Here is a 17,330-nt window from a genome sequence, read left to right on the forward strand (position 1 = left end):
AAATAAGAGGAAGGAATAGAGAATATGAGTGAACATGCAAGTATACGGAAGCGATTTAAAATAAGCAAAAATCGGCGTGAAATCACAATGTTTTTTGTAATGCTGGGAATGTTTGCAGTGGGATTTGTCATCTCACCGGCGTTTCGCTCTGTCAATAATGTGCTGAATATTCTAAATCAAAATGCCATCTATGGGATTATGGCTTTGGGAATGGGATGTGTGATTCTTACGGGGGCAATTGATCTCTCAGCCGGCTCCATTGTGGCTTTGGTAGGCGTCATAGCGACACCGCTGTTTCGGGATTATGGATTTGTGGCAGGCCTGTTTGGGGGACTTGCCACGGGAGCCGGTTTAGGGCTCATCAATGGACTGATTATCACAAAGGGAAAAATCGGATATTTTGTGACGACGCTTGGAATGATGTCTATTGCGAGAGGGGCAGTTTATATCATCACTGGCGGGGTCCCTATTCAGGGGGTACCCAGCGAATACAATGTGATCGGTATGGGAAAAATCGGGGTGGTTCCAGTAGCGGCACTGATTTGGCTAATTGCGCTGATTGTGATGTACTCAGTGTTGAAGTATACAAGGTTGGGACAGTACTTATATGCAATCGGTGGAAGTGAGAATGCGTCCTGGCTGTCTGGAATCGATACCGATAAAATGAAGATTATAGCTTTTACACTGGAAGGATTTCTGTGTGCAATAGCAGGTTTGATTTTGAACACTAGGGTTTTAATGGCTACAGCAGATGCGGCAGATGGTTATGAGATGACGGTTATTGCTTCCTGTATCATTGGTGGAATGGCGATTGACGGCGGTAAAGGAAATATTGTCGGTTCTGCGGTTGGAGCGATCATCATGGGACTGATCTTAAATATTTTGCAGCTTATGGGGGTATCCAGTTACTGGCAGAAGGCGGTGACGGGCTTGATTATCATTGTAGCTGTTGGAATCGACCGTTTTTCCAATACACGGAAAGAGTAAGGGGGTATTTCGATGGCAGAATCTGACTACATACTGCAGGTTGTACAGGTGTCTAAGGCATTCGGCGCAAATAAGGTACTAAAAGAAGTAAATCTCAATGTGAGAAAAGGTGAGGTACACGGATTAATCGGCGCGAATGGCGCCGGGAAATCCACCCTGATGAAGATTTTAGATGGAGTTTACACGAACTATGAAGGTGAGTTGTATATCCGTGGAAGCAAGGTAAAATTCAAAGATCCATGGGATGCTCAAAATAAAGGAATTGCCATGATACATCAGGAATTAGATTTGGTGACAAACCTGGATGTGTGCAGCAATATTTATCTCGGACGGGAAAAAATGGGAACCGGAAAGATCTCCTTGGACCGGCACAGCATGTATCAGGAGGCTCAAGAACTGTTGGACAGCCTAAAATTTGACATCCAGGCGGATGTCCAGGTAGGAAAGCTTTCACCAGCAAAACAACAATTGATTTTGGTGGCCCGCTGCGTGTCCATGGGAGCAGAGATCATCATTATGGACGAACCGACCTCTTCCTTGTCTCATTCTGAGACGGAAAAGTTGTTTGCGGAAATTCAAAAATTAAAAGAGATGGGCAAGAGTATCATCTATATTTCACATTATTTAGAGGAAATCTTTCGAGTCTGCGACACGGTCAGTGTTTTGCGGGACGGACAGATGATTACCAGTGAACGGATTGAAGCGTGCACACAGAATAAGCTGGTGGAATGGATGGTTGGAAAGAAGACAGATATAGGAAAAAAATTCTTTCGAAAGAATCCTCCTGGAGATGAAATCTTAACTATACAGGACTTTTCTCAAAAAGGAGGAATTGTACAAAATGTGTCTTTGTCTGTGCGAAGCGGAGAAGTACTTGGGATTGCAGGAGTCGTGGGCGCAGGCAGGAGCGAACTGGCAAAGCTGATTTTCGGCGCAATGCCAAAGGAAAGCGGCAGTATGAAGTTTTCTGGGAAGGATGTCACGGTAAAATCCCCAAGGCAGGCCGTGAAACTGGGAATGGCTTTGATTCCAGAAGATAGGAAAACAGAAGGGATGATTTTAAAGAGAAGTATCTACGACAATATCTGCCTGATCGACTATAACAATCATCTGCACGGCCGGTTTATCAATTATCAGGCTGCTAGGAAAAAAGCAGAGCAGATGAAATCGTATATGGGGATTGTCTGCCACTCTATGAATCAGGAGATTACCTCTCTGAGCGGAGGCAACCAGCAAAAAGCGGTCATGGGTAAATGGCTGAGTGTCAGACCGGCTGTATTGATTTTGGACCAGCCCACACGAGGAGTAGATGTGGGGGCTAAGAAAGAAATCTATGAGCTGATTCATGAGCTGGCAGAGGAAGGAACAGCAATTCTTCTGATATCGGATGAGCTGGAGGAACTGATCAATTTAAGCGACAGAATTCTAGTATTGAAAAAAGGCAGGGTGACAAAAGAATATGACAACCAGGAGCGTTCTACGGAGAAGACACGATTGTTGAACTCCATGGTGAATTGAAAAAAGGAGAACGGTGGTATGAAAAAAGTAGATATCAAACATAAATTTTTTTATTACGATGAAGCGGAAGAACCGGTTATGCATGTGAAGTCCGGCGATCAGATTCAGTTTGAATCGGAGGATTGTTTTCAGAATCTGCTTACCGATGAGTCGGTTGTAAAGAGTGATCTGCTGAAAAAGGGAGTTATTATCAACCCTTCCAATGGGCCGGTATATGTGGATGGCGCAAAGCCAGGAGATACACTGAAGGTGCATATCGATGATATTGAGCTGACGGATCGGTATGGTACGATGGCTTTGATCGCAGAAGAATTCGGCGTGCTGGGGAAGTATTTTGAGAAAGAAGAGACGGTAAAAGTTCCTATTATTGATGGCATTGCTGAGTTTTTTGGCGGTAAGGTGAAAATCCCCGTAAAACCTATGGTAGGTGTCCTGGCAGTTACTCCTAAGGGGGATGCGGCGCCAACTAGTACTCCTGGAACTTACGGTGGCAACATGGACTGCAAGTATATCAATAAAGGGACTACTCTGTATTTGCCGGTTGCGGTAGAAGGTGCACTTTTGGGGATGGGTGACGTTCATGCTCTGCAAGGAGACGGGGAGGTCCTAGCTTCCCTGGAATGCCCGGCTAAGATCACGGTTACTATCGAGGTGATTCCGGGCAGACAGGAACAGTGGCCGGTTTTGGAGACAGAAGACTGTTGGTATGTCCTGACTTCGGGTGAAGACATTGATGAGGCCAATCCATTGGCGTTAGAGGCTATGGCAGAATTTCTGATTAAGAGAGGCGCGGGTTTGGATAAAATCGAATGGCTCATGATGATGGGAATTGTGGGAAATATTGAGATTTGCCAGATCGTAGATCCTAAGCAGACCGCTAGATTTGGGATGCCAAAATCAATTGCCGGAGATATCAGGTTTTAAGATTTGGGAGAGTGGAAGATGAAAGAAAAGAGCGTAGTGAGCATCTTACTTCAGGACGCGTATATTCCAAAGATGGCAAAAGTAAGACAAAATTTTCCACGGCCGTTGGTTGAGAATCCGGCGGCGCGGGTTCGAGAGCTGTATTTTCAACAAAAAATACGGAAAATGGTAAAACCAGGCATGTCTGTAGCTGTGACCTGTGGAAGCCGCAAAATCGCAAATTTGAAAGAAATTATAAGGGAAATTTGCGTATGCACAAAAGAATTAGGAGCGCATCCGTTTATCATACCTGCAATGGGAAGTCATGGGGGTGCTACTGCAGAAGGACAAAGAGAGATTATTGAAGGATACGGCGTGACAGAAGAGTACTGTCAAGCTCCCATTAAATCTTCCATGGAAGTGGTTAAAATTGGATATACGCAAGAAGGGCAGGAAGTTTACATTGACAAGAATGCTGCTGGGGCAGATGGAATTATTGTCGTTGGCAGAATAAAACCTCATACAGATTTTCGAGGGCCATATGAGAGCGGTGTGATGAAGATGATGGTCATAGGGCTTGGAAAACAGCATGGTGCTGAGGTATTTCACAGAAGCGGTCCTAAGCATATGGCTCATAACATCCCGCTGTTTGGAAAGGCGATTATAGAACATGCGCCAATCCTGTTTGGTTTTGCAATTATAGAGAATGCTTACGATGAGACCGCGCAGATCGAGGTAATGCCCAGGGAAGAGATTGAGGGAAAGGAACCACCGTTGCTAGAGGAGGCCAAAAGGTTGATGGCAAAAAGCTATATTGAGGATGTGGATTTGCTGATTGTCGATCAGGTAGGAAAGGATATCTCCGGAGATGGGATGGACCCGAATATTACGGGGAGATTTTGCAACCCTTATGTGAGTGGGGGAATGAACGCAAAAAAGATGGCTGTTTTGGATATCTCCGAGGATAGCCATGGGCAGATGGTAGGAATTGGATATGGCGATACAACGACACGTAGGGCTTTTGAAAAATGTGATCTTGAGGCGTCATATCCCAATGCGCTTACTTCTACGACGTTTTCTCCTTTTCGAATTCCTCTGATACTGAAGAATGATAGAGAGGCGATTGGCGCTTGCCTGAAGTACTGCGGCGACAACGATAAGGAACGTCCGCGGGTGATCAGAATCAAAGATACTTTGCATATGGGGGAAATTTGGGTTTCGGAAGCTTTGATTCCAGAGGTGGAAAAACATCCCTATATGGAAGTGATGACGGAGTTAATGGAACTGCCCTTTGATGAAAAAGGGAATCTATGGTGAGAAAGCAGAAAGGAGTGATTGACTATGGGGAGACAATTTTCATTGGAACCAAGAAATGTAAAACTAGTTGATACAAAATATAGGAAAATCAAGACACAGATTCCGAATCCAGAGTCTACAAGTTTGGTGCGTCGGATGAGAACGTGTGAGCCAGTATCCATGAGCGGGCAGCCAGTGATTGTTTGGGATGCAGCAAAGGGGTGTCAGGTGTACGATAAATCAGGGAATTGTTGGATTGATTTTTCGTCTGGAGTAGTCGTGACGAATGCCGGGCACTGTAATCCAGAAGTACAAAAGGCAATTTTAGAGACGGTGGAACATGGGCTTTTGCACAGTTACTGCTTCCCGACGGAACAAAGAGGGAGGCTAGAGATGCGAATCTCTGAGCTGGTTCCGATTCCGGATAACCGAGTATTTCTTTTGACTACGGGTGCGGAGAGTACCGAGTGTGCCATTAAGCTGGCGCGTACATATGGAGCTTTAAAAAGCGATACTAAGATTAAAATTGTGACGTTTGAGGATGCTTTTCACGGCAGGACGATGGGCTCGCAGCAAGCGGGAGGAAGTCCGGCGGGAAAAGCTTGGATTAAAAATTTGGATAAAGATATCCTGCAGGTTCCTTTTCCAAACGCTTTTAAATATCAATGGGCAGACGAGAAGGATGAGGATTATTCGGATGATCGGTGTTTTGCCATGTTTCTGAAAAGCCTAGAGGATGCTGGGGTGAACCCGAAGGAGATCGCCGGCGTCATGACAGAGACCTTCCAGGGGGGATGGTGTCAGCTGATGCCGAAAGGATTTGTGCAAAGACTGAGAAAGTTCTGTACAGAACACGATATTTTATTAATTTTTGATGAAGTTCAGGCGGGATTTGGACGTACTGGAAAAATGTTTGGCTTTTTGCATGCTGAGGTGACACCGGATTTAATTTGTTGCGGAAAAGGCATCAGCAGTTCCCTTCCGCTGTCCTGTGTTGTGGGAAGATCAGATGTGATGAATCTATATGGACCGAATCAGATGACTAGCACGCATACGGGAAATCCTGTGTGTTCAGCAGCTGCATTGGCAAGTATGAATTATATTGTTGGCCATGGACTGGTGGAGAATGCTGCAAAAATGGGAGAGGTGTGCGAGAAAAAACTGAGAGAAATTCAGAGAAGATATCCAGATCATATTGGTTTTGTCTGCGGGGTCGGACTGGCATGGGCTGTGATTTTCACAAAACCGGGGACAAAGGAGATGGACTGTGAAACCGCTTGTGATGTGGTGGAGAGGTCTTTTGAGAAAGGCTTACTGTTTTTTGCACCAGTGGGAAGCGGCGCAACGATTAAAGTGTGTCCCCCTTTGATGATTTCAGAAGAAATTCTAAGGGAAGGTTTGGACACCTTTGAGGAAGCAGTAAGCGAAGTGCTGGGATAGAAACAAAAACAATTGGAAATGCGATAGGATTTTCCTCCCTGCGGCAGATAAATGAAAAGATCAAAGAATCTGCCGCAGGGAGGTTTTTTCGGATTCAACGATTCATCTCAGACTGTACCTCTGGAGTCTTGTGGGCTTGGATGACGGAGTCAATCTCCTGAGGGGTAAAGGAGGGCAGGTCGCCAAAAACAGTGTTTTTCAAAGCGCTTACCGCGTTTCCAATTTCTAAGGCACGCTGACAGCTTTGGGGTTCACTGAGCAGACCGTAGAGAACACCGGATATGTAGGCGTCGCCGCTGCCGACTCGGTCAATCACTTCGATGTTCCGATAAGGTTCCTCTTCATAGAAGGTATCTGTGCGGGAATCATAGATGACGGAACCAAAGGTATGGAAACGGGGACTGTGGACTACTCTCTTTGTGGACGCGACGATGGAGATGGGGTAGTCTTGGGTGAAGCTTTTGAGGATGGATTTCGTGTCCCCTTTTTTGTCGAAGGTCAGACGAGCTGTGTCTTCAGAACAAAAAAAGATGTCTACCAGAGGGAGAATCTGTTGAATGCAGGTTTTGGCCTGGAAACCGGACCACAGATTTTGGCGGTAATTTACATCGAAGGAGATGAGTGCCCCGTGTTCTTTGAAGAGACGAATCATTTCTATGGCGGTGTCCTGGCAAAGCTGGCTTAAAGCGAGGGTAATGCCGCTGGTATGAAAACATCTGGCTGAGGAATACAGGCGCTCTGAGAAATCAAAGACGGAGATCTTTTGAAAAGACGTGTGTAGCCGGTCATAGACGATGCCGGGTTTTCTGGGAAAAGAACCGTTTTCATAGTAGTAGACTCCTAAACGTGCATCAGAGGAGTTGTCGTATGCCAGGTAGTCATCGCTGACACCGCAAAAACGGATTTTATTTTTGGCATAAATGCCAATGCTGTTGGCTGGAAGTTTTGAGATGATTCCTGTATGCAGTCCCAACAAAGAGGCACCGGAGACTACATTTAGTTCTGCACCCCCGACTTGTTTGTTTAAAGTTTCGCCTTGCGTGAGGCGCTCCCCGCCCTGGGGAGAGAGCCTCAGCAAAACTTCCCCCAGGGCAAGAAGATCAAACCTTTTGTTCATGACGATACCTCCTGAGTTTATCGCTGAACCCGACCGGAGCCATCTCCACCTGCCAGTTTTTGAACTTCATCGGCAGAGACCAGATTAAAGTCTCCCTCTATAGAATGTTTCAAGCAGGATGCCGCTGCTGCGAAATCGACTGCTTCCTGAGAAGAACAACCGTTTAAGAGTGCACAGATGAGGCCGGCACCGAAGCTGTCGCCGCCTCCCACACGGTCTACGATGTGCATCTGGTATTTTTTGCTGAAGCAGAAGCGTTCTGCGTCATATAACATCGCGGACCAGTTATTGTCGCTGGCCGAAAGTGATTCTCTAAGGGTGATGGCGACCCTGGAGAAATGGAATCGCTCCATGAGCTGCCTTGCCACATCCTTGTATCCCTCCCGGGAAACCGCACCTTTTGAGACATCTGTGTCTGCTGCCCGGATTTCGAAGACATCGGCGGCGTCCTCCTCATTGGCGATGCAGACATCCACATATTGGCAGAGCTCCCCCATAATTTGACGGGCTTTTTCCTTTGACCATAATTTGTTCCTGTAATTTAGGTCACAGGAGATGGTCACGCCAGCTTCTTTGGCTGCTTTGCAGGCATCCAGGCAGGTAGCGGCAGCGCTGTCGCTCAAAGCAGGAGTGATTCCGGTAAAATGAAACCAATCTGCGTCGTGAAAAATTTCTTCCCAGTCGAAATCAGAGGAAGTGGCTGTGGAGATGGAAGAATTCGCTCGGTCATAGATCACCTTAGAGGGGCGTTGGGAGGCCCCTTTTTCTAAAAAATAGATTCCAATCCGATCACCGCCGCGGACGATATGGGTGGTATCTACTCCATATTTTCTCAAGGAGTTGACGGCCGCCTGCCCAATTTCATGATTCGGAAGCTTAGTGACGAATCTAGCATCAAAACCATAGTTGGCAAGAGAGACGGCCACATTCGCCTCACCTCCGCCGTAAGTAGCGCCAAAGGAGTCGGCTTGAATGAAACGGTGATAGCCTTCAGGAGCCAGGCGTAACATTATTTCTCCAAATGTAATGATTTTTTTCTTCATGTTAGTTACCTCTGCTTTCTTTTACGATTTCTATAGCTTCTTTTGTGAGAGCCTTGATTTTATCAAAGTTACCTGCCTGAATCAGATCATTTTTGACCATCCAGCTGCCGCCGCATGCTAGCACCCGGTCATATGTAAGATATTCTTTTACGTTTTGAGCATTGATTCCTCCGGTCGGCATAAACTTCATTCCCACGTAGGGAGCGGCGATGGCTTTGATGTAGGCGAGCCCGCCAGCTTGCTGAGCGGGAAAAAATTTTACCACATCCAAGTCATGCTCTATGGCTTGTTCCACATCGCTAGGAGTGGAGCAGCCAGGGATGATCGGTATGTTCTTTTTAGCACAGTGGCAGATGATTTTCGAGTTCAAACCAGGACTGACGATAAATTTTGCGCCGGCTAAGACGGCGCGGTCTACCTGTTCAGTCGTCAGGACAGTACCTGCTCCGATGAGCATATGTGGGAATTCTTTTGCCAGAATCCGTATGGAATCTTCAGCGGCATCGGTACGAAAGGTGATCTCCGCACAGGGCAGTCCGCCATCGCAAAGAGCCTGCGCCAGTGGTATGGCGTCCTTTGCGTTATCCAGCACGACCACAGGAACGATTCCAAATTCCTTGATTTTTTCCAGTAGTTGATTCATGAAATACCTCCTCTTATAGTTTTATAATATGAAACAAATATTTGAAAATGCGATTGGGTATATTATAAGTATATTTGATAAAAATGAAAAGTCAATGGGAAATATGTTGAAAATAAAGGAAATAATTTGTATATAAATGATATTTTGTGGAATTAAAAAGGAAAAATATGGTTTCATAATATGGAATAATAAAGAAAAAATGACAAAGAAAGGAAGATTTTATTGCGAGAATCTCTGAAGACGAAATTCAGCACACGCCAATATATGCTCTCAGAGGACTTTGAAATTTACTATTACAGCGACCGGTGTGTAAAGAAGATTGAAAATCATACACATTCTTACTGTGAATTTTATCTCTTTTTGGAGGGAAAGGTCTCCATGGTGATAGAAGGGGAACCCATTTCACTGAAAAAAGGAGATGTGGTGGTGATTCCTCCCGGTGTATCCCATTACGCGAGGGTGGAAGAGCCTAAGGAAACGTACAGTCGTTTTGTGTTTTGGGTAGGATCTAGCTATCTAAAAAGCCTGATAGACCAATCGCTGTCCTACGGCTATCTGGTGCGTCAGGCGACAGAGAATAAAAAATACAGATTCCACAACGATGTGATAGCATTTCACGGAATTCAGTCCAAGGTATTTCGGTTGATAGAAGAACTGCATTCAGAGAGATTTGGAAAAGAGGAGCAGGTTACCATCTGTGTCAGAGATTTGCTGCTGATTTTAAATAGATTGGGCAGTGAGACGGAAAATCCCAAACGGAGGCGGGAAGGGGAGAGCCTGTACCAAAATCTTTTGTGGTATATTGAAGAGCATCTAGGAGAGGAGCTGTCTCTAGAAAAGCTTGCCTCTGTCTTCTTTCTCAGCAAATATCACATCGCACATGTTTTTAAGGAAAATACAGGGGTGTCCGTCTGCCAGTACATTTTGAAGAAACGGCTGTTGGCTTGTAAAGAGGCGATGGCAGGGGAGGAGAATCTTACGCAGCTGTGCCGGCGTCTGGGATTTCAGGACTATTCCTGTTTTTACCGAGCATTCCGGAGAGAATTTGGCATGTCGCCAAGAGAGTACCGGGAAACGATGCAGCGGACAGAGTAGTTATCACTCAACCCTCATGTCGCCTGTCGGCGGCGCCTCCCCAAAGGTATAAGCTGCGGATTGCTCCGTGCGTTGCACTTCCGCAATCCTGACAGGTATTCGCGCTCCGGCGTATATGTCTGAGTGTTCATACCTGTTGCCCTGTCCAATGTCTGTGCGTCCTGGCAAGCTTGCTTGCCAGAATGCACAGCCGCTGTCCGGGAGCTATAAGCAGCGGATTGCTCCGTGCGTTGCACTCCCGCAATCCTGACAGGTATTCACACTGCGACGCATACGCCTGCGTGTTCATACCTGTTGCCCCGTCCAATGTCTGTACGTCCTGGCAAACTTGCTTGCCAGAATGCACAGCCGCTGTCCGGGAGCTTATACAGTATCTTAGCAAGAATCATAAAAATGACAGCAATATGAAAATTGACGCAGGAAATGTTTTTACGTATGATGGGTTATATATGAGGAACGGAAATTTCACATCGAGAAAGGAGAATGGCTGTGAGAGAATGTACGAGCGGGAGAGTGACAATACCGACAGATGTGGACGTGGTGAAAGAGACTTTGGAATTGGTGAAACGCTGGGGAGCGGACGCGATTCGTGACTGTGACGGCACAGATTACCCGGAAGAATTGAAAAATGTGAATGCAAAGGTGTATTCCACTTATTACACCACGAGAAAAGACAATGCATGGGCAAAGGCGAACCCGGATGAGATTCAGCAGATGTACATTATGACTCCTTTTTACACAGCAGTGGGGGGTGAGCTGAGAATACACTTGATGAATCATCTCTATCCGGATATGCTGAAGGTGAACGACCGGGATGATATCACAAGATGGTGGGAAGTCATCGACCGGACGACAGGAGAGGTGCTTCCTGTCAGTCAGTGGCGTTATGATTCAGCCAGCGGGGATGTGGTGATCGGCGGCGCGAAAGAGTTCCATGACTATACGGTGAGCTTTTTGGCGTACATTATGTGGGACCCGGTGCACATGTACAACGCTGTGACCAACGGTTGGACCAATTTTGAAAAACAGATCACCTTTGATGTGCGTCAGCCAAAGACTCATGCATATTCTATGGAGAGACTCAGAAAATATATTGAGGACAACCCACATGTGGACGTGCTTCGGTTTACCACATTTTTCCATCAATTTACGCTGATTTTTGATGAGCTGGCCCGTGAGAAATATGTGGACTGGTATGGTTATTCGGCATCTGTGAGCCCTTATATTCTGGAGCAGTTTGAGAAGGAAGTAGGGTATAAATTCCGTCCGGAATTTATCATCGATCAGGGTTATATGAACAATACGTACCGGATTCCTTCCAAGGAATTTCAGGATTTCCAGGCATTTCAGAGGAGAGAGGTCGCAAAGCTGGCTAAGGAGATGGTGGATATCACCCACGAGTGCAAGAAAGAGGCGATGATGTTCCTGGGAGACCACTGGATTGGAATGGAGCCTTTCATGGACGAGTTCAAGGAGATCGGTCTGGACGCCGTTGTGGGCAGCGTGGGAAATGGCTGTACCCTGCGGCTGATCAGCGACATTGAAGGAGTGAAGTATACAGAGGGAAGATTCCTGCCTTACTTCTTCCCGGATACCTTCCATGAGGGCGGAGATCCGGTAAAGGAGGCAAAGGTAAACTGGGTGACTGCCAGAAGGGCAATCCTTCGAAAACCCATTGACCGTATCGGATACGGCGGATATCTGAAGCTGGCGATGGAATTTCCGGAGTTTATCGACTATGTGGAGAGCGTATGCAAAGAGTTCCGAACACTGTATGAGAATATCAAGGGAACGACGCCGTACTGCATTAAGAAGGTGGCAGTCTTAAACTGCTGGGGAAAAATGCGTGCCTGGGGAAACCATATGGTTCATCACGCAATCTATTACAAACAGAATTACTCCTATGCAGGTGTGATCGAGGCGCTGAGTGGGGCACCTTTCGACGTGAAGTTTATCAGCTTTGACGATATCCGGGAAAATCCGGAGATTTTGGATGATATTGACGTGATTTTGAACGTGGGCGACGCGGACACAGCATATACGGGCGGTGAAAACTGGACGGACGAGAGGATTATCACAGCGGTTAAGCGGTTCGTGTATAACGGCGGAGGCTTTATCGGTGTAGGAGAGCCTGCTGCGCATCAGTATGAGGGTCACTTCTTCCAGCTTGCGACTATTATGGGTGTGGAGGAGGAAAACGGCTTCACACTGAATATGGATAAATATAACTGGGAGGAGCACGAGCACTTTATCACTGAGGACTGCAAGGGCGAGATTGATTTCGGCGAAGGAAAGAAAAACGTCTATGCCTACGAAGGGACGATGATCTTAAAGCAGAAAGACAAAGAGGTGCAGCTTGCGGTTAATGAGTTTGGAAAAGGACGCTGCGTCTACATCAGCGGACTTCCTTACAGTTTTGAGAATAGCCGGCTTTTGTACCGGTCCATTATCTGGTCATCACATGATGAGAAAGATCTGCATAAGTGGTTCAGCAGCAACTACAATGTGGAAGTACACGCCTATGTGAAAAACGGAAAGTACTGTGTGGTAAACAATACCTATGAACCCCAGAGTACGACTGTCTATAAAGGTGACGGCAGTAGCTTTGAGCTGGATTTAGATGCCAATGAGATTATATGGTATGAGATTTAGTTGAGAAAAAGGACACCGGAGATATCTCCTGGTGTCCTTTTGGCAGATATTTTTTTAGTTTTCAGACAGATGTTTCGGCATTTTGTTGCCGGTATTGAAGGGGAGTCATTCCATAATATTTGCGGAAGCTCTGAGTAAAGTAAGACTGGGAAGAGAAACCGGTAGATGAAGCAATATCGGAAACAGAGTGATCGGTATCTCTTAACAGAGTACAGGCGATTTTTAGCCGGCGTCGGTTTAAATACTGTATGGGTGAGAGGCCAGCGTATTTTGCAAAGGAATGAGCCATATAGTATTTATTCATATGGGTTAGACTAGTCAGGGTGTCTAACGTAATGCGCTCAGTGTAATTAGTGTCCAGATATTCCTTGATTTGCGCACATTCTTTCGTCATACGCTCAGAATTGATTGAGATGGGAATCAAGCGCTGGGAGCGGATGATTCTCAAAATCAGGATTTCTAACAAATTTTGGCAGATGATTTCGGACCCATAGTCATCGTTGCGCATCTCGTAGAGCATTTGGGCGAATATGTCAGAGACTGAGGATTGGTCTCGAAAATTGCAGAATGCCTGAATACCAGTCTGCCCGTTCTCAGCTAGGAATGAAATTTTATCAATACCGATTACATAATATTCCAAAGATTTACCTTTGACAGACTGCTCAGTGTGTTCCAGATAAGGTGGGATGATTACCAAGTCTCCAGTTTTAATATGGTGAGTTTCATTGCGAAACAGAAATTTTCCTTCTCCACTGACAACGTAAAAAAGTTCAGTGAAATGATGGGTGTGAAATACGCTATTCCAATCTTTGTCATCCTTAACTAAGGAGATGGATAAAAGCCGTGTGTTTAGTTTGGGGATATCGGTATCTTTGATGGAGTAATGACGATAGCTCATGTATACCTCCTTAAAACAGTTAGATAAAAGATATTAACTATTATTATAGTATAGATTTATTGAAAAAGACAATACATATGTACAAATAATAGAAGTATTTCTCTGAGAGGTTGGGAATCGTGGTTTTGGTGTTTCTAAAATGAGGAGAAGGTAACTTTTGTCTGCGGTAAATGTCATGTTTCAGGTTAAAAAAACAAAGTTAGTAAAAAATGTGTTGGATATGAGAGAATTACTAAGCCAAGAATATATACATCTGCGGAGGGAAAATAACTAAAAAATTTGTGTATAATGTATAAGGGGTGAAGATGATTCATGGGAAAGTATCAAACATTATTGCCGAAAAATGTTTTAAAATATAAAATATTTCCGATAAAATAGCAAGATATATAAAAGAAAAGCCAATATCCGTGTGGAAAACTGATTAGAAATGATTTATGATGAATGTATCAAAGAACAGGAGGAAAATATATGAAGAGGAGAGTTGTTAAGAGATTGCTTGCTTTATCTCTCGTATCTGCAATGACAGTTACCGGTTTGGCAGCATGCGGCGGCGGCGACAGCAGCAGCGGCAGCGGTGATACCGGCAGTGAGGCGGATGGCAGCGGCGATGGACAGGTTTTGAAGGTTGCAGCTTTCGAGGGAGGAAATGGAACGCAGATTTGGGAAGATATTAAGACTGCCTTTGAGGAAGAAAATGAGGGAGTTACCGTTGAGTTGGAAATGTCTTCTCAGCTGGACCAGGATTTGACAAAAGAGATCCGAAATGGGGAAGTTCCAGACGTTGTATATTATAACCTGGGACAGGAGAGCGGCTTTACTGAGACAATGCTGAAAGAAAAAGCAGTGGCCGATATCTCGGACGTATTTGATGATGAGTTGAAAGGAAAACTGATTGATGGTATTTTAGAAGGCACAGATGCTCAGCCATATGGGGACGGAAGCATTTACCTTGCACCGATTTTCTATACGCCAACTGGTTTTTGGTATAATAAGAATTTGATTGGCGAGGGCAAGAAATATGAACTCCCCACTACTTGGGACGAGTTCTTTGCTCTGGGAGATCAGGCGAAGGAAGACGGAATTGCGCTGTTTACATTCCCGCAGTCTGGCTATTTTGATGCTACCATGTATTCCATGTTAGAGCAGGCAGGCGGAATTGATTTCTACAATGCAGCTCTTACTTATGATGAGAATACCTGGACTTCCGACGAAGGAAGAAAGGTGTTGGATACGCTTGGAAAATTGGTGACTCCGGATTATACACAGGCGGACACCGTTGCAAATGCAAATGCTGACGGTGGATTTAAGATTAATCAGCAAAATGTCATTGACGGAAAAGCTTTGTTTATGCCGAACGGTAACTGGGTAATCGGAGAGATGGCAGCTTCCACACCGGATGATTATGAGTGGGGTATGATGCCGGCGCCGAAGTGGGAAGGAGACACCACACAGGCTGTCTATACGTTCACTGAGCAGATGTGGATTCCGGCTGATGCGGAAAATATAGATTTGGCAAAAGAGTTTGTGAAATTTATGTATTCTGATACAGTAGTTGATATTCTGCTGAACAATACGACGACAAATAAGGAGACTGGCGAGACGACTGCAGCGCCGATTGTGGCTCCTGTAAAAGGTGCGGCTGAGAAATTGCCAGAAGGAACAACAAAAGACTGCTATGAAGCATCTACGGCAGACGATGTGGTTGCAGTTACTGGAAAATGGGCAACTACTCAGCCAATCGAAGGACTGGATATGAAGAAAGCAGTTTACAGCCCTGTTGAATCCATCAATACTGGAGAGATGACGGTTGACGACTGGCAGAAACAGTTGGTGGAGACCTGGGAGAAATGTGCGGCTGCACTGGAGTAGGCAGACAGTTATAATCAGTGGGCGCAGAAAACGGTGAGTTATCATAACTCACCGTTTTTAAAAGAAAGGGGAAAACCAATGAATAGAAAACGGTCACAGGGAAGATTTGTTTTTGGGTGTGTAGCTCCAGCAGTGATCTTAGTAATACTGTTTATGTTCATTCCGACGGTCAACGTATTCCGTATGTCTTTGTTTCGAATGGGAGGTATTACAAACAAAAAAGAATTTGTGGGGATGCAGAATTTTAAAACTCTGCTGGGAGACAGAAATTTCCTGGAGGCAATGCAAAACTCCATTGTTATCATCGTAATGGTGACAATTTGTACAATTTTCCTGGCTGTACTTTTTGCGGCACTATTGTCAAGAGGAAATTTCAAGGGAAAAAACATTTTCCGAGTTATCTTTTATATTCCCAATATTTTGAGTATCGTGGTAATTGCAGGTATTTTCGGAGCAATCTATGACCCGAGTAATGGTCTTTTGAATACCTTTTTAAGGGCTATTCATCTGGATGGACTGGCTCATCAGTGGATGGGCGATCCGAAAATTGTATTGTATTCTGTTATTTTTGCCCTGGTATGGCAGGCGATTGGATATTACATGGTTATGTACATGGCTAGTATGGCGGCGATTCCTGAGGATTTGTATGAGGCTGCTTCTTTGGACGGCTCCACAGAAATCCAGACTTTCTTCAAAGTTACTCTGCCTCTGATCTGGACGAATATTCGAACGACTTTAACTTTCTATATTATCAGTACGATAAATTTAAGCTTCCTGTTTGTACAGATTATGACAAATGGCGGGCCGAATGGAAAGACAGAAGTATTTTTGAACTACATGTACAAACAGGCCTACGGAGCAGGCGTGTATGGATATGGTATGGCGATTGGTGTTGTCGTATTTATCTTCTCATTTGCTCTGGCGGCAATTGTGAATCGAATTACAGACAGAGAAGTCTTAGAGTTTTAGAAAGGGGAGTGTAAAGAAGTATGAAAAAGAACAACGCAAGCCGAATTCTCTACAAAGTGTTCATCTACGTAGCTCTCCTTGCATTGGCAATATCGATCATAGTGCCGGTGGCCTGGGTGTTTATGGCAAGCGTAAAGAAAAATGCGGAATTTATTGGAGCGGATGTAAACCCTTGGGCGCTGCCGAAACAATTTTTCTATCAGAACTTTATTGTGGCTTTCCGGGATGCGCAGATGGGGGAATTCTTCTTAAACTCAGTGCTGGTGACGGCTACGGCTTTAATTTTGTTGCTGATTATTGCGCTGCCGGCTTCTTACGCGCTGTCGCGTTTTGAGTTTAAAGGGAGAAAAATTTTAAATCTGGCATTTATGGCAGGACTATTCATCAATGTGAACTATATAGTAGTTCCGATTTTCCTGATGCTCAGCGATGCGAACAGAATGTTTCATGTGGAAATTTTCTTGGACAACCGATTTTTATTGGCGCTGATTTACGCATCGACGCATCTGCCGTTTACAATTTACCTGCTCAGCAGCTATTTCCGTACTTTGCCAAAAGGCTTTGAAGAAGCGGCATATATCGATGGCTGCGGATACTTTAAGACAATGACAAAGATTATGATCCCTATGGCAAAGCCGAGCATCATTACCGTGATTCTGTTCAGTTTCCTGGCATTCTGGAATGAATATATCATTGCATATACTCTGATGGATGAACACGGGACGTTAGCAATGGGCTTAAAGAATCTGATGGCAGTGGAGAGAACTGCGACAAATTATGGTATTATGTATGCCGGACTGGTGGTTGTAATGCTCCCAGTATTGATTCTGTATATCTGTGTTCAGAAGCAGCTGACAGAGGGAATGACTCTTGGCGGATTAAAAGGATAGGAGGGAAATA

At 45.1% G+C, this 17,330-nt stretch carries 14 protein-coding genes; 10 read left to right on the forward strand and 4 right to left on the reverse strand.

Annotated features, from left to right (window positions below):
- Nucleotides 1–24: 24 nt before the first annotated feature.
- The 5 genes from BLHYD_RS06970 to BLHYD_RS06990 are packed head-to-tail and all read left to right on the forward strand — an operon-like array spanning nucleotide 25 to nucleotide 6,144.
- A complete protein-coding gene (locus BLHYD_RS06970; protein WP_005944886.1) occupies nucleotides 25–987 on the forward strand; it encodes an ABC transporter permease in 963 nt (320 codons plus the stop codon).
- A 12-nt stretch (nucleotides 988–999) separates the two neighbouring features.
- Entirely contained in the window at nucleotides 1,000–2,505 is a 1,506-nt protein-coding gene (locus tag BLHYD_RS06975; RefSeq protein ID WP_005944889.1) for a sugar ABC transporter ATP-binding protein, read from the forward strand.
- An 18-nt stretch (nucleotides 2,506–2,523) separates the two neighbouring features.
- On the forward strand, nucleotides 2,524–3,429 hold the full coding sequence (locus BLHYD_RS06980; RefSeq protein ID WP_005944893.1) for an acetamidase/formamidase family protein: 906 nt from the start codon (nucleotides 2,524–2,526) through the stop codon (nucleotides 3,427–3,429).
- 18 nt (nucleotides 3,430–3,447) lie between these two features.
- Entirely contained in the window at nucleotides 3,448–4,725 is a 1,278-nt protein-coding gene (locus tag BLHYD_RS06985) for a nickel pincer cofactor-dependent isomerase, group 22 (RefSeq protein WP_005944896.1), read from the forward strand.
- Nucleotides 4,726–4,749: 24 nt separating this feature from the next.
- Nucleotides 4,750–6,144, forward strand: a complete 1,395-nt coding sequence (locus tag BLHYD_RS06990; RefSeq protein WP_005944898.1) for an aspartate aminotransferase family protein — start codon at nucleotides 4,750–4,752, stop codon at nucleotides 6,142–6,144.
- A 94-nt stretch (nucleotides 6,145–6,238) separates the two neighbouring features.
- Here BLHYD_RS06990 and BLHYD_RS06995 read toward each other — a convergent pair whose 3' ends face one another.
- The 3 genes from BLHYD_RS06995 to BLHYD_RS07005 are packed head-to-tail and all read right to left on the reverse strand — an operon-like array spanning nucleotide 6,239 to nucleotide 8,947.
- Complete coding sequence (locus BLHYD_RS06995) at nucleotides 6,239–7,261, reverse strand: sugar kinase (protein ID WP_005944901.1); 1,023 nt, start codon at nucleotides 7,259–7,261, stop codon at nucleotides 6,239–6,241.
- Between the two features lie 17 nt (nucleotides 7,262–7,278).
- On the reverse strand, nucleotides 7,279–8,304 hold the full coding sequence (locus BLHYD_RS07000) for a sugar kinase (RefSeq protein ID WP_005944904.1): 1,026 nt from the start codon (nucleotides 8,302–8,304) through the stop codon (nucleotides 7,279–7,281).
- 1 nt (nucleotide 8,305) lies between these two features.
- The gene (locus tag BLHYD_RS07005) at nucleotides 8,306–8,947 is read right to left on the reverse strand and encodes a bifunctional 4-hydroxy-2-oxoglutarate aldolase/2-dehydro-3-deoxy-phosphogluconate aldolase (protein ID WP_005944907.1); all 642 of its coding nucleotides are present in this window, start codon (nucleotides 8,945–8,947) and stop codon (nucleotides 8,306–8,308) included.
- 222 nt (nucleotides 8,948–9,169) lie between these two features.
- Between BLHYD_RS07005 and BLHYD_RS07010 the strand changes: the two genes are divergently transcribed.
- Together BLHYD_RS07010 and gnpA are read left to right on the forward strand one after the other, a co-directional pair.
- Nucleotides 9,170–10,042 carry an AraC family transcriptional regulator gene (locus BLHYD_RS07010; protein ID WP_021845930.1) on the forward strand — a complete coding sequence of 291 codons (873 nt, stop codon included), beginning with the start codon at nucleotides 9,170–9,172 and terminating at the stop codon, nucleotides 10,040–10,042.
- Nucleotides 10,043–10,525: 483 nt separating this feature from the next.
- On the forward strand, nucleotides 10,526–12,694 hold the full coding sequence (gene gnpA, locus BLHYD_RS07015; RefSeq protein ID WP_005944919.1) for a 1,3-beta-galactosyl-N-acetylhexosamine phosphorylase: 2,169 nt from the start codon (nucleotides 10,526–10,528) through the stop codon (nucleotides 12,692–12,694).
- 61 nt (nucleotides 12,695–12,755) lie between these two features.
- Here gnpA and BLHYD_RS07020 read toward each other — a convergent pair whose 3' ends face one another.
- Complete coding sequence (locus tag BLHYD_RS07020) at nucleotides 12,756–13,592, reverse strand: AraC family transcriptional regulator (RefSeq protein WP_005944921.1); 837 nt, start codon at nucleotides 13,590–13,592, stop codon at nucleotides 12,756–12,758.
- A 468-nt stretch (nucleotides 13,593–14,060) separates the two neighbouring features.
- Between BLHYD_RS07020 and BLHYD_RS07025 the strand changes: the two genes are divergently transcribed.
- From BLHYD_RS07025 to BLHYD_RS07035, 3 genes are all read left to right on the forward strand, one after another.
- Nucleotides 14,061–15,461 (forward strand): carbohydrate ABC transporter substrate-binding protein, encoded by a 1,401-nt coding sequence (locus BLHYD_RS07025; RefSeq protein ID WP_040350251.1) that lies wholly within the window; start codon nucleotides 14,061–14,063, stop codon nucleotides 15,459–15,461.
- Nucleotides 15,462–15,539: 78 nt separating this feature from the next.
- Nucleotides 15,540–16,430: a carbohydrate ABC transporter permease gene (locus BLHYD_RS07030; protein WP_005944926.1), complete on the forward strand. Its 891-nt coding sequence runs from the start codon at nucleotides 15,540–15,542 to the stop codon at nucleotides 16,428–16,430.
- 20 nt (nucleotides 16,431–16,450) lie between these two features.
- Nucleotides 16,451–17,320 (forward strand): carbohydrate ABC transporter permease, encoded by an 870-nt coding sequence (locus BLHYD_RS07035; protein ID WP_005944928.1) that lies wholly within the window; start codon nucleotides 16,451–16,453, stop codon nucleotides 17,318–17,320.
- Nucleotides 17,321–17,330 lie beyond the last annotated feature (10 nt).

Source organism: Blautia hydrogenotrophica DSM 10507, from assembly GCF_034356035.1.
Lineage (GTDB): Bacteria > Bacillota > Clostridia > Lachnospirales > Lachnospiraceae > Blautia_A > Blautia_A hydrogenotrophica.

What these genes read in the sequence shown, in the direction of transcription:
- BLHYD_RS06970 (WP_005944886.1), top strand. Translation starts at nt 25, where the DNA reads ATGAGTGAACATGCAAGTATACGGAAGCGATTTAAAATAAGCAAAAAT.
- BLHYD_RS06990 (WP_005944898.1), top strand. Translation starts at nt 4,750, where the DNA reads ATGGGGAGACAATTTTCATTGGAACCAAGAAATGTAAAACTAGTTGAT.
- BLHYD_RS07030 (WP_005944926.1), top strand. Translation starts at nt 15,540, where the DNA reads ATGAATAGAAAACGGTCACAGGGAAGATTTGTTTTTGGGTGTGTAGCT.
- BLHYD_RS06995 (WP_005944901.1), bottom strand. Translation starts at nt 7,261, where the DNA reads ATGAACAAAAGGTTTGATCTTCTTGCCCTGGGGGAAGTTTTGCTGAGG.
- BLHYD_RS06975 (WP_005944889.1), top strand. Translation starts at nt 1,000, where the DNA reads ATGGCAGAATCTGACTACATACTGCAGGTTGTACAGGTGTCTAAGGCA.
- BLHYD_RS06985 (WP_005944896.1), top strand. Translation starts at nt 3,448, where the DNA reads ATGAAAGAAAAGAGCGTAGTGAGCATCTTACTTCAGGACGCGTATATT.
- BLHYD_RS06980 (WP_005944893.1), top strand. Translation starts at nt 2,524, where the DNA reads ATGAAAAAAGTAGATATCAAACATAAATTTTTTTATTACGATGAAGCG.
- BLHYD_RS07025 (WP_040350251.1), top strand. Translation starts at nt 14,061, where the DNA reads ATGAAGAGGAGAGTTGTTAAGAGATTGCTTGCTTTATCTCTCGTATCT.
- BLHYD_RS07020 (WP_005944921.1), bottom strand. Translation starts at nt 13,592, where the DNA reads ATGAGCTATCGTCATTACTCCATCAAAGATACCGATATCCCCAAACTA.
- gnpA (WP_005944919.1), top strand. Translation starts at nt 10,526, where the DNA reads ATGGCTGTGAGAGAATGTACGAGCGGGAGAGTGACAATACCGACAGAT.
- BLHYD_RS07005 (WP_005944907.1), bottom strand. Translation starts at nt 8,947, where the DNA reads ATGAATCAACTACTGGAAAAAATCAAGGAATTTGGAATCGTTCCTGTG.
- BLHYD_RS07035 (WP_005944928.1), top strand. Translation starts at nt 16,451, where the DNA reads ATGAAAAAGAACAACGCAAGCCGAATTCTCTACAAAGTGTTCATCTAC.
- BLHYD_RS07000 (WP_005944904.1), bottom strand. Translation starts at nt 8,304, where the DNA reads ATGAAGAAAAAAATCATTACATTTGGAGAAATAATGTTACGCCTGGCT.